This is a genomic window from Xanthomonas sp. LF07-6 (assembly GCF_034105445.1).
Lineage (GTDB): Bacteria > Pseudomonadota > Gammaproteobacteria > Xanthomonadales > Xanthomonadaceae > Xanthomonas_A > Xanthomonas_A sontii.
The window spans coordinates 730530-742749 of sequence record NZ_JAXGGI010000001.1; the positions used below are offsets into that span (position 1 = coordinate 730530).

Sequence of the window (12220 nt, forward strand, 5' to 3'; positions counted from 1 at the left end):
TAGCCGTCCCTTCTGGCTGACAGTGCTGGCCGGCGTCCCTTCATCCCCGGCCCCTGGGGGCTGGTGCGGGGTTGCTGGTGGGGTTCTCTGGCGGTCGGACCCTCACCCCCTGCCCCTCTCCCGAAGGGAGAGGGGAGTTTGGTGCGGCGTGCTGGTTGGGCTCCCTGGCGGTCGGACCCTCACCCCCGGCCCCTCTCCCGAAGGGAGAGGGGAGTTGGTGCGGGGTTGCTGGTGGGGTTCTCTGGCGGTCGGACCCTCACCCCCGGCCCCTCTCCCGGAGGGAGAGGGGGGCTTTCGTCAGGGCTGCACGACGTTGATCGTGCCGGGGTTGCTGCGCCCCACCCCGCGCAGGTCGGGGCGGTACATGTCCTCGACCAGCGACGGCGGCACCGTGTAGGTGCCCGGGGTCACCGCGCGCACCAGGTAGAACACCTGCGCCTTGCTGCCCGCCGACAGGCTCAGCGCGGCCACGTAGCGGTCGTCGCGGAACTCCTCGTGCTTGACGTCGGCGGCGTTGGAGCGGTCGCTGATCTCGATACCGTCCACCACCACGTCGGCCCACTGCTTGGCGTCGCCCAGGTTGAAGTTCTCGATCTCCAGGCCGGCCGGCAGCAGGTCGGTCAGCAACGCGTCGGGCATGCTGGTGTCGGAGGTGATGGTGACGCGCACGATCAGCGCCTCGCCTTCCTTCAACGGCTGCGGCGTCCACGGCTTGCCGTCGGTGCCGTAGAAGCTGCGCTCCACCTTCAGCGTGCTGTCGTCGGCCGCCGGCGGGGTGCGCGGCACGCCGGCGATTTCCAGGCTGGCGTACAGCGGCGGCTGGCCCTGCGGCACGAAGTGCACGCCGCGCGCCAGCTCGGCCTCGCCGAACTGGCGGCCGAAGGCCTTGGCCGGGGCGATCGCCTCGCTGCTGTCGCCGATGCTCAACTGCCCGGACACCTGCGCGGTCTGGCTGTTGAGCAAGGCCTTGCCCATGCGCGCCAGCGCCACCTGCTCCTGCGTGCTCAGCCACAGCCAGCCGCCGCGGCGGCGCGCGTCCAGCTCGCGGCCCAGCGCCATCACCCGCGCGTCGTACTCGGGCTTGGCCAGGCCGCGCTCGTGCAGCAGCGCGATCATCAGCGCGTCGTCGCGGACCACGCTGCCGTAGTCGCCGAAGTAGCGCGGCCGGTCGGCGCTGTCCTTGGCGAAACCGGCGGCGATCGCCGCCTCGCCACGCTTCTTGTCGCCCTGCAGCGACAGCGCCACGCCCAGGTGCACCAGCGACAGGCCGGTCAGCGCCTTGCTGCGGTCGTTGTCGTACAGCGCGCGCAGCGTGCCCAGCGGCGCGCGGTTGACCCGCGCCAGCACGTAGCCGGACCAGGCCTGGTTGGCGAACTTCAGGTTCTCGCGGCGGTCCTGGCCGTAGAAGTTGTTGCCGCCGGACAGCAGGTCCTCGCTGAGCCGGTTCAACGCCTTCTGCAGCACGTTGTCGGGCACCGCGAAACCGGCGTCCTTGGCGTCGAGCAGGAACTCGGCGATGTACGGGGTCAGCCCCGGATTGACGTAGCCGTCGTCGCCCCACATCGAGAAGTGACCGCTGGACACCTGCATCGAGGCCAGCCGCCCGAACGCACCTTCCATGCGCGCGCGGCGCGTGGCCGCATCCAGGCCCTTGACCCCGAGCAGGCGCGCGGTGGCGTCGTCGAGCAGCAGCGCGGCGTAGCCCTTGCTGGTGGTCTGCTCGGCGCAGCCGTAGGGGTATTCCAGCGCGCCCTGCAGGGCGCTGGCGAATGGAATCGGCGGCAAGGCGCTGACCAGCATGCGCGCGTTGACCGAGCCGGCCATCAGGCCTTCGGCATCGCTGGCGCCCAGCGTCACCGGCGCCAGCGTGTCCAGCACGCGGGTCTGCGTGCGCAGCACCGACGGCCACGCCGCGCGTACCGGCAGGTCGTAGCGGCGGTCGGCGGCATAGCCATTGCCTTCCACCCGCACCCGCACCTTGGCCACCGTGTAGCCCTCCTGCGCCACCAGCGGGAAGCTCAGCGTGGCCTTGCCGTCCTTGCCCAGCTTGGCGCTGCGTGCGTTGTCGGCGATCGCCAGCGGGCCTTCGCCGTCCACGCGCACCTTGAACTCGCCCGGCTGGCCGGTGAAGTTCTGCACGTCCAGGGTCACCGTGCTGCGGTCGCCCGGCGCCATCACCCGCGGCATGCTGGCCTCGGCCACGATCGGCGCGCGCACCAGGGTCTCCACGTCGCGGTTGCCGTAGCGCTCGTCCGAATAGACCAGCGCCGACACGCGCAGGGTGCCGTTGAAGTCCGGCACCGGCAGTTGCACGCGGGCGTTGCCCTTGGCGTCCAGTTGCACCGGACCGGAGAACAGGTCCACTGTCTGCACCCGCGCGGTCGGCCGCTTGGCCTGCGGCAATGCCGCCAGCGCCATGTCGCCGCCGAAGCGCAGCTTGCCGGTGCCGCCCTCGAAGCTCTCGATGACCCGGCCGTAGATGTCGTACGCATCCACGCCCAGGCGCCGCTGCGCGAAGAACTGCGCATTGGCGTCGGGCACCGGGAAGCGGGTGATGTTGAGGATGCCCACGTCCACTGCGGAGATGGTCACGTGCGCCTGCTTGCCGGCCAGTTCCGGCACGCTCACCGTCACCGGCAGCGGCTGCTCCGGACGCATCTGCTTGGGCGCGACCAGGCCCACCGCCACGCGCCGGGCCTTGCGGTCCATCGGCACGTAGGCCACGCCGACCGCGCGCGCCGGGGTGATCTTGCTCGGTGCCGAGCCGCCGCGGAACACCAGCGCGGTGACGTAGACGTCGTGGCGCTCCCAGTCCTTGGTCACCGGGATCTCAAACGTGCTGCCCGGCTTCACGTCGATGTCCTGCACGTACAGCATGCGGTCGCTCTCGACCATCAGCAGGCCGGGGCCGGCGTGCGGCGGGGTCAGAGTGACCTTGAGCGTGTCGCCGGCCTTGTAGCCGGTCTTGTCCAGCGCCAGCTTGACCTTGTCCGGACGCGCATCGAGGCCGCGGTTGTCGTCGTTCCAGCTCCAGCCCGCATGGAACGGATAGCGCGTGGTCAGGCCGGTGGCCGGGTCGAACACGTCCACCCGGTACTCGCCCCACTCCACCGGGAAATCGAACTTGGCGGCGCTGGCGCCGGCATCGACGGTGAGCGTCTGCTTGTTCTCGAAGCGACGGGTGAAGTCGTAGTCCCAGCGGTTGTCGGCGAACGCCCAGTGGTAGTCGCGCAGCTCGCGCACCAGGGTCACCTTCAGCCCCTTGGCCGGCTGCGGCTTGCCCTGCGCATCCACCCGCATCAGCTCGAAGCGCGCGTTGGCGTTGGCGTCGGCACCGTCCTTGTCGTCGAACAGCGGGCGCACGCCGACCAGCGCCGGCGCCGGCCACAGCACGCGCTTGAGCGTGCGGGTGACGGTGCGGCCGCCGGTCTCGTACACGCTGGCCGAGACCAGCGCGGCGATGGTGCTGGTCGGCTTGGCCTCGTCGGGCAGCGCCAGGTCCTCGCTGAGCTTGCCGTCGGCGCCGAACTCGGTATCGACCACGTCCTTGGCCTCGCGCGGCAACTGCAGCGTCGGGTCGCCGAAGAAGTAGCCCGGCAGCGCCTCCACCGGATGCTGCTCGACCGCCACCGCCAGCTTGGCGGTGAAGCGGTTGCCCGCCGCCGGCGCGCCGTACAGGTAGGCGGCGGTGGCCTGCAGCTTGAACGGCTCGCCCGGCTTGAGCGTCTTCTGCGCGCTGTCCAGGTCCAGCTTCATGCGCTCGGGCAGGAACTCCTCGATGCGCAGGGTCATGCCCTGCACCGCTTCCTTGCTGTTCGGGTCGGTGCGGAACTCCACCTGCCAGCGCCCGGTCGGCGCATCGGCGGGGATCAGCTGCTCAAAACTGAAGTAGCCCTGCTCGCCCGGCTGCAGCCGGGTCTCGCGGAAGATCTTGCCGTCGGGCTGCTTGAGCCGCAGGAACACCGGCTGTGCGCCCTTGCCGGTGGTCGGCACCGGCTTGCCGTCGTTGTCGCGCAGCAGCGCCGACACCCGCACGGTCTCGCCGGGGCGGTACAGGTCGCGGCCGGACCAGGCGAACACGTCGAACCAGGCGTTCTCGCGCCCGGCCACCGCGAACTCGCTCAGGTCCAGCGCCGGCTGGTTGAACGGCAGCATCGACAGGTCGGTGCCGCTGCGCGCCACCAGCACCTGGCCGGCGTCGAGCGTGTAGTTCAGCAGCGCGTTGCCGTTGTCGTCGGTCTGGCCCTTGAGGAACAGCTCGCCGTCGGCGCCGAGCACGCGCAGCTCCACCTTCTTCAGCGGCTCGCCGCTCTGCAGCGAGGCGGTGTGCACGAACAGCTTGTCCTTGTAGGCGCGCGCGTGCAGGCCGATGTCGCTGACGGTGAAAAAGGCGGTGTCGTATTCGTTGTCGAACTTGCCGGGGCGGCGCAGCACCGCGAAGTACAGGCCCGGCGCCTGCAGCTCCTTGATTTCCTGGATCGGCAGGTAGGTCAGCGCGCGCTCGTTCTTGTCGCCGCCGAGCACGAAGCGGTTGACGTAGACCGAGTCGGCCATCTGCGAGATCGGGGTGTGCTCGCCGTAGTCGCTGTCCAGTTCCCAGGTGCCGCGGCGGCCGCCGCGCTGGTACTGGGCGAAGAACGTCGGCAGCGCGCCCTCCTTGACCCGCATGAACTCCACGTCCACTTCCGGCACGTTGAGCGAGACCACCGGCAGCCCGCGGCTCTCGCGCGCCGGCAGCACGCTGCCCTGCGAGGCGAAGCCGACCGCCGGGGTCAGCTCGCCGGTGTAGACCTTCTGCTTGAGCGGCTTGCCCAGGCGGCTGCCGTCGGCGGCCAGCAGGTCGGCCGAGATCACCACGGTGTAGTCCTTGGCCGCCTCCACGTAGGGATAGCGCAGGGTCTTGCCGTCGTCGGACAGCGACCAGGCGCTCTCGTCGGTGCCGACCTTCTCCTCGAAGCGCAGCAGCTTGTCGAAATCCTGGGTGCCGACCAGCGGCCGCGAGAACTCCAGCGCCAGCGACAGCCCGTCGCTCTTCTGGTCGGGATAGGCGCGGACCAGGCCGAAGCCCTTCATCGCTTCCTTCTGCCCCTTCACCGGCTCGCCGCTGGCCTCGGGCAGCTGCCCGGATTCGTTGCGCTTGCAGCCGCCCAGCGCCAACGCCAGGCCCAGCAGCAAGAACGTTCCCATCAACCCTGCGCGCAGGCCCGCCCAGCGCCGCTTCGAATCCGTGTGCATGCGTTCGCTCCGTGAATGTGGCGCGAGTATAAAGCGCCGGCGCGACGGCTGGAGAGGCGAAGGTGCGCCATCCGTCGGCGTGTGCGCGGCAGGCCACCGTCGGCGCGGAAGCACGTACCGCAACCGCGCCACCGGCCGCCGTGGAGCCCCCCCAGCTCTACATGGCTTCGGGCCATCGGCCGCGACAGGTAGCCCCGGGAACACCCGTCGCGGCCGAAGCCGCTCTTACCCTGAGTACCCGCGCACCTTCGCTCGAGGTCATGTGGGAGGGACTTCGGTCCCGGCGCGGCGGCAGTGGAGGCGCCGATGGCTCCACTCGTCGGGACTGAAGTCCCTCCCACAGGGGAGCCAATCCGATCGCCCATGCCGACAGCACCCACGGCGCGAGCCTCTTGTGGGAGGGACTTCAGTCCCGACTGCAGCGCAACGGATCAGCCACTGGCTCCGCTTGTCGCGATGAAGCTGCTTCCACAGCGGGCAATCCCATGCGCCATGCCGACCCCCACAGCACCGAGGGCGCGAGCCTCTTGTGGGAGGGACTTCAGTCCCGACTGCAGCGCAACGGATCGGCCAGTGGCTCCGCTTGTCGCGATGAAGCTGCTCCCACAGCGGGCAATCCCATGCGCCATGCCGACACCCACAGCACCGGCGGCACGAGACCTCTTGTGGGAGGGACTTCAGTCCCGACTGCAAAACAACGAAGCAGCCAACTGCCCCGCTCGTCGCGACGACACGTCAGTGCAGCATCCGCCGCATGTACAGCGCGATCAGCCGCGGCCGGTCCAGCGCCAGGCAGACCTGCGCATTGGCCGCGGCGCCCGGCGCGTCCGCTGTCGGCGTCTCACGGGTATAGCCCTTGTCGTCGACCAGGATGCGCAGCGGCACGGTGGGGCACAGGCCCGGGTCGAGCAACTGCGCCACCGGCACCACGTCGAACAGGGTCGGGGTGGCGCTGGCCCAGGGCTGGTCGGTGTCGCGCCACTGGTAGTAGAGCTGCGCCAGCGCATCGGTCAGCGGCTCGCCATGGGCGAACAGCGCCACCCGCTCCGGCTCCTCCAGGGTCACCTGGGTGGCGTCCAGCGGCAGCATCACGATCGGCACGCCGGCGCCGAACACGCGTTGCGCAGCGGGGATGTCGGCGGCAATGTTGTACTCGGCCGCCGGCGGATTCGACGGACGGTAGCGCGACTTGCCGTAGCCCGCGCGCACCGAGCCGCCCATCAACACCACCTGCTTGAGTTGCGCGAAACCGGCCGGGTCGCGCTGCTGCGCGCGCGCCGCGTCGGTCAGCGGGCCGAGCACCAGCAGAGTGACCTCGCCGGGATGCCGCCGCGCCTGGTCCAGGATGAACTGCGCCGCATCCGGCGCCTTGCGCGGCAGCGTACCCTTGGCTGCCCAGCGCGCTTGGCTGAAGGGAATCGTGCTGTCGGTGCGCTGGCCGATCGCCAGTGGAATCTCGCTGCGGCCGGCCTGCTGCAGCAGCCGCTGCAGCAGTTGTGCGCGCAGGCCGGTGTCACCCCAGGCCGAAGCGATGCCCAGCACCTGCAGCTCCGGGCTGCGCAACAGTAGTGCCAGCGCGAATGCATCGTCGATGTCGTCGCCGACGTCGGTGGACACCACCACCTTCTGCACCGGTGCGCTCGTCGTTGGCGCTGGCGCCGCCACCGCATCGGCCGCCCAGGTGGCCGCGATCAGCAGCGCCGACGCCGCCCATTGCTTCAGCACGCGCATGCGCGTCTCCCAAAAAAAGAACCGCCGGCATGATAGCCGGCGGTCGGTGTTGCGACGGCGAGGCCGCGAATCAGAAGTTGGCGCGGAACTGTGCGCCGACGATGCGCGGATCGTTGATGAAGCCGGTGAGGTTGTTGAAGTCGATCGCACCGGTGGCGCGGATCTGGTTGGTGCAGTTGCGGCAGAACACCGAGACTTCGTACGCGCCGGCGCCCCAGTTGTAGCCGATCTTGGCACCGCCCTCGAGCAGCGGCTGGCCGACGAACTCGCGCGAGTCGTACAGGAAGAAGTTGATCTCGCTGCGGTAGGACCAGTCGGTGAAGAAGAAGAACTCGGCGTCGTCGCCGACCGGGATGCCGTAGCGCAGGGTCGCGTTGCCCATCCACTTGGCCGCCTGCGGCAGCACGTTGCCGTCGATCAGCGCGCGGCCGGAGGCGTTGATCGGATCGGTCACGGTGCAGGTGCGGCACACGCCCACCGACAGGGTCGGATCCTCGATGCGGGTCCAGTTGTAGGCGCCGCCCAGGGTCATGCGCAGGTTCTGGGTCAGCAGCGCTTCGAAGTCGAACTCGGCGCCGCGCGCCTTGGAGGCCTTGGCGTTGAGCAGGCGCACGTCGTTGGAGGCGCCGCCGACCGCGGTCAGCTGCTGGTTCTTCACCTTGAAGTCGTAGACGTCGAAGCTCAGGCGCGCACGCTTGTCGAACAGGTCGGACTTGATGCCGATCTCGTAGGAATCCACGGTCTCCGGCGCGGCCACGGTCAGCGGCGCGGTGGCCGACGGCACGCCGAAGCTGGCGCCGCGGAAGCCGCGGGCGGCGCGCGCATAGACGTTGACGTCGTCGTTGATGGTGTAGGTGGCGCTGAGATCGCCGGTGACCTTGGAATTGTCGGTGCTGCCGCTGGAGGGCTGCTGCAGGGTCACGCGGTCCAGCGCGAGCACGTCGAAGGTCTTCTTGTCGTAGGTGTAGCGGATACCGGCGCGCAGGTTCAGGCGCTCGGTGGCCGCGTAGTTCAGCGAGCCGAACGCCGCCCACGAGGTGTTGCGCTGGCGGGTCAACTGATAGCTGGACAGGGTGCCGCCGGCCAGGGTGTTGTAGGTGTAGTTCTCGCCTTCCACCGAATCGTGGAAGTAGTACAGACCGGCCTGCCAGTTCAGCGGTCCGGTGTACTGCGACTCGGCGCGCAGCTCCTGCGAGTACTGGTCCAGGTTCTTGATGCCGCCGGCGGTCTCCACCGGGAACGGGATCACCCCGGGGCCGGACGGCGGCGCGAACACCGCGCCGTAGCCGCCGTCGATGTCGCCGCGGCTGTAGTACTTGCCGATGCCCTCGTAGCCGGTGATCGAGTGCAGCACGATGTCGCCCAGGTCCCAGGTCAGGTTGGCGCTGCCGCCGTAGGTCTGCAGTTCCTGAGTGTTCTTGCCGTCGATGGACACCTTGTCCGGGTCGAAGCCGGCGACCAGCTGGTTGGTGCCCGGCTGGAAGATGTTGGCGCGGAACAGCCGCGCGGTGCCGTCGAGGTGGCGCGCGTGCGCGTTGAACAGCGCGCTGAAGTCCTCGCCCGGCTGGAACAGCACCTGCAGGCGCACCGCCGAGTCCATGTAGCCTTCGAAGGAGCGGTTGTCGATGGTGTTGTCGACCCAGTCGCCGCGGCGCTGGCCCAGCGCCGACAGGCGCGCGGCCCACTTGTCGCCCATGGCCACGCTCAGGCCGGTTTCCATGGTCATGGTGCCGTAGGTGCCGTAGGACAGGCTGGCGTAGCCGTCGTTGGCGCCGATGGTCGGCTTGACCGAGTTGAACTTGACCACGCCGGCGGGGGTGTTGCGGCCGAACAGCGTGCCCTGCGGACCGCGCAGCACTTCCAGGCTCTGCAGGTCGAAGATCGGGAAGCCCTTCAGGAACGCGTTCTCGGCGACCACGTCGTCATAGATCAGCGACACCGGCTGCGAGGCGTAGGTGTTGAAGTCGGTGTTGCCGTAGCCGCGGATGTAGAAGCGCGGGAACACGCGGCCGTTGGACGACTCGACGTTGAGGCTGGGCGCCTTGCCGGCGAGCACGCGCACGTCCGAGCCGCTGGTGGCGATGGCGTCCAGGTATTCCGGGCGCAGCACGCTGGCCGACACCGGCACGTCCTTGGAGTCCTCGGCGCGGCGCTCGGCGGTGACCTTGATCGTGTCCAGACGGGCGACCCCGTCGGTGCTGTCCGCCTGCTGGGCGGCGGCGGGGAACGAAAGCGCGGAAACGACGGCAACGGCAAGCGCACTGGCGCGCAGCGACCAACTGGCAGACATGGGAACTCCGGGATGGGTGGACGTGATCGGGAGCGCGCCGAGTCCTTGCCGCGCCGCAGCATAATTAACACAAAATATACAAGCTGTGGCGGCTGGCGTCATCTGCCGGGGTGGGGATTTGGGATTGGGGAGTCGGGATTGGCAAAAGCGGGGCTGATGCGGGGGCTGCTCGCCTGCCGGCCCGGGCCGGCTTCCCTTCTCGGATGGCCGCAGCCGCTTTTGGTCGCGTCGGGACTGAAGTCCCTCCCACAAGGGCATGCACAGCGCGCAGTCGCAGTCGCCGGTGACGACGGCGGCGGCGGCGGCGGCGGCGGCGGCGGCGGCGGCGGCGGCGGAGCATGGAACCGCGAGATGCCTTGTGGGGGGGACTTCAGTCCCGACGCGCGAAGTCCTCAGGCTCCAGACCGCTTTGGCGCACGGGTGGCACCAACCCGCCGCGACGATGCTCCATCCATGCCACGCCGCTCTTCCAAACGCCCACACCAAACCGCATGTCCTGCGCCCGCGACCGAAAGGCCAGCGGCAAAAGGCCATCACGCTGCCGCAAGTCCACCCGGGCCGCACGAAATCGCATCGCATACCGCGCGCCGCTTCACACAGCGACCGCTACTGACGTCTGAAGAGCGCGCATCCGCGCTGCCCTGGAGAGACCCCGATGTTCACACCCCGATCCCTGTCCCTCGTCGCCGCGTTCTGCGCGACGCTGGTCGCCTGCTCCGCCCAAGCCCTCACCCCCTGCGCCGACAAGGACAACATCATTGCCAGCGCCGCGTCCGATACCGCCAACCGCGCTGCCGGCGGCCAGGGCGGCCATGTCGGCCTGCACATGCGCGATGCACAGAGCCAGCTTCCGAAAAGCGGCGACCAGAGCCAGCTTGGGAAATCGGCCTTCGCCAACTGGGCGACCTTCAAGGGCGCGTTCGACACTTGGCGTGGCGCAGCCGGCACACATGCCGAATGCGGCACCAGCGGCGGCAAAAGGGACATCGCCGATGCGGCCACCGTCGGCGTCACGTCGGGCTGGACCTGCACCGCAGTCGGCAAGAACAACATCTGCACCGAGTGGACCGAGTTCACCCCGGTCAAGGTCTGCTTCTGGTACGCCAACTCTCCAGGCGCGAAAGGCACGGCGGGCAAGTGGCTGCTCAACACGGCCTACCCGTCGCTCAACGCGGACTGCAGTTGAGCGGTCCCGCCAGCGTTGGCAGCGCCGTGCGGAGCTGTGCCTGCGCACGGCCTGCCAGCTCAGCCCGCCGGCGTCTCCGGCACCCGCACCCAGCCTTCCATCAGCACGCGCGCGCTGCGGCTCATCAAGGCCTTGGTGACGGTCCACTGGCCGTCCACCTGGCGCGCCTCGGCGCCGACCCGCAAGGTGCCCGAGGGGTGACCGAAGCGCACCGCGGTGCGTTTGCCGCCGCCGGCGGCGCGGTTGACCAGGGTGCCGGGGATCGCCGCGGCGGTGCCGATCGCCACCGCCGCGGTGCCCATCATCGCGTGGTGCAGCTTGCCCATCGACATCGCCCGCACCAGCAGGTCGATGTCGGCAGCCGCCACCGGCTTGCCGCTGGAAGCGGTGTAGTCGGCCGGCGGCGCGACGAAGGCGACCTTGGGCGTGTGCTGGCGGGTCGCCGCATCGTCCAGGGTGGCGATCAGGCCCATGCGCAGCGCGCCGTACGCGCGGATGGTCTCGAAGCGCTGCAGCGCCTGCGCATCGCCGTTGATCGCGTCCTGCAGTTCGGTGCCCAGGTAACCCAGCGCCTGCGCCTCGAGGAAGATCGTGGGAATGCCGGCGTTGATCAGGGTCGCCTGGAAGCTGCCGACGCCGGGCACCTCCAGCGTGTCGACCAGGTTGCCGGTGGGGAACATGGCGCCGCCGGCGCCGTCCTCGTCGGCGGCCGGGTCGAGGAATTCCAGCGCGATCTCCGCCGCCGGGAAGGTCACCCCGTCCAACTCGAAATCGCCGGTCTCCTGCACCGCGCCGTCGGTCATCGGCACCTGCGCGACGATGGTCTTGCCGATGTTGGCCTGCCAGATCCGCACCGTGGCCACGCCATCGCGCGGAATCCGCGCCGGATCCACCAACCCGGCGGCGATCGCGAACGGTCCCACCGCGGCGGACAGATTGCCGCAGTTGCCGCTCCAGTCCACGAAGGCGCGCTCGATCGCCACCTGGCCGAACAGATAGTCCACGTCGTGGTCCGGGCGCGTGCTCGGCGCCACGATCACGGCCTTGCTGGTGCTGGAGGTGGCCCCGCCCATGCCGTCGATCTGCTTGGCATAGGGATCGGGGCTGCCGATCACCCGCTGCAGCAGCGCGTCGCGCGCCGAGCCCGGCGTCTGCGCCGCCGCGGGCAGGTCCTGCAGGCGGAAGAACATGCCCTTGGAGGTGCCGCCGCGCATGTAGGTGGCGGGGATGCGGAGTTGCGGAGCGTGGGCCATGGCGGTTCCGGGGTGCGTACGAAAAGAAGAGACGGCGGATCAGGGCGAATCGGGAATTTCGGGTTCGACCAGTTGCGTCAGCAGGGCCAGCGACTCCTGCCAGCCGAGATGGCAGAACTCCACCGGGATCTGCGGCGGGATGCCCTCCTGCACGATCTCCAGCGCGGTGCCGCAGGCCACCGGCCGCAGCCGCACGGTCACGATCATCTCGCCGGGCAGGTCCGGGTTGTCGAAGCGGTCGGTATGGCGGATCAGCTGGCCGGGCACCAGTTCCAGATAGGTGCCGCCGAAGGCACTGCTGGTGCCGGTGCCGAGGTTGGTGAAGCTCATCCGGAAGCTGCCGCCCACCCGCGCGTCCAGCGCATGCACGGTGGCGACGAAGCCATGCGGCGGCAGCCATTTGGCCAGCGCCGCCGGCTCCAGGAAGGCGCGGTAGACGCGTTCGGCCGGCGCGCGCAGCACGCGATGCAGGTGGACGTTTCCGGTGGTGGCGGCGGACGTGGTCATGGCGGTCTCCTCGGCGGT

Annotated in this window: 6 protein-coding genes; 1 reads left to right on the forward strand and 5 read right to left on the reverse strand. The window is 69.7% G+C overall.

The window, feature by feature from the left end; genetic code table 11:
• Positions 1-297 precede the first annotated feature (297 nt).
• The 3 genes from SLW56_RS03005 to SLW56_RS03015 form a co-directional block, all read right to left on the reverse strand.
• Positions 298-5187, reverse strand: a complete 4890-nt coding sequence (locus SLW56_RS03005; RefSeq protein ID WP_320694399.1) for an alpha-2-macroglobulin — start codon at positions 5185-5187, stop codon at positions 298-300.
• A 783-nt stretch (positions 5188-5970) separates the two neighbouring features.
• Positions 5971-6960 carry a nucleoside hydrolase gene (locus SLW56_RS03010; RefSeq protein WP_320694400.1) on the reverse strand — a complete coding sequence of 330 codons (990 nt, stop codon included), beginning with the start codon at positions 6958-6960 and terminating at the stop codon, positions 5971-5973.
• A 76-nt stretch (positions 6961-7036) separates the two neighbouring features.
• The gene (locus tag SLW56_RS03015) at positions 7037-9256 is read right to left on the reverse strand and encodes a TonB-dependent receptor (protein WP_017912164.1); all 2220 of its coding nucleotides are present in this window, start codon (positions 9254-9256) and stop codon (positions 7037-7039) included.
• Between the two features lie 655 nt (positions 9257-9911).
• Here SLW56_RS03015 and SLW56_RS03020 point away from each other — a divergent pair.
• A complete protein-coding gene (locus SLW56_RS03020) occupies positions 9912-10442 on the forward strand; it encodes a hypothetical protein (RefSeq protein WP_320694334.1) in 531 nt (176 codons plus the stop codon).
• A gap of 59 nt (positions 10443-10501) precedes the next feature.
• On the opposite strand, the gene prpF is transcribed toward SLW56_RS03020, so the two are convergent.
• Both prpF and SLW56_RS03030 read right to left on the reverse strand, forming a co-directional pair.
• Positions 10502-11695 carry a 2-methylaconitate cis-trans isomerase PrpF gene (gene prpF / locus SLW56_RS03025; protein WP_320694335.1) on the reverse strand — a complete coding sequence of 398 codons (1194 nt, stop codon included), beginning with the start codon at positions 11693-11695 and terminating at the stop codon, positions 10502-10504.
• A 39-nt stretch (positions 11696-11734) separates the two neighbouring features.
• Positions 11735-12202, reverse strand: a complete 468-nt coding sequence (locus SLW56_RS03030; RefSeq protein ID WP_320694336.1) for an SRPBCC family protein — start codon at positions 12200-12202, stop codon at positions 11735-11737.
• Between the last annotated feature and the right edge of the window lie 18 nt (positions 12203-12220).

Coding starts and splice junctions, on each gene's coding strand:
- prpF (WP_320694335.1), bottom strand. CDS start 11,695: ATGGCCCACGCTCCGCAACTCCGCATCCCCGCCACCTACATGCGCGGC.
- SLW56_RS03030 (WP_320694336.1), bottom strand. CDS start 12,202: ATGACCACGTCCGCCGCCACCACCGGAAACGTCCACCTGCATCGCGTG.
- SLW56_RS03020 (WP_320694334.1), top strand. CDS start 9,912: ATGTTCACACCCCGATCCCTGTCCCTCGTCGCCGCGTTCTGCGCGACG.
- SLW56_RS03005 (WP_320694399.1), bottom strand. CDS start 5,187: ATGGGAACGTTCTTGCTGCTGGGCCTGGCGTTGGCGCTGGGCGGCTGC.
- SLW56_RS03015 (WP_017912164.1), bottom strand. CDS start 9,256: ATGTCTGCCAGTTGGTCGCTGCGCGCCAGTGCGCTTGCCGTTGCCGTC.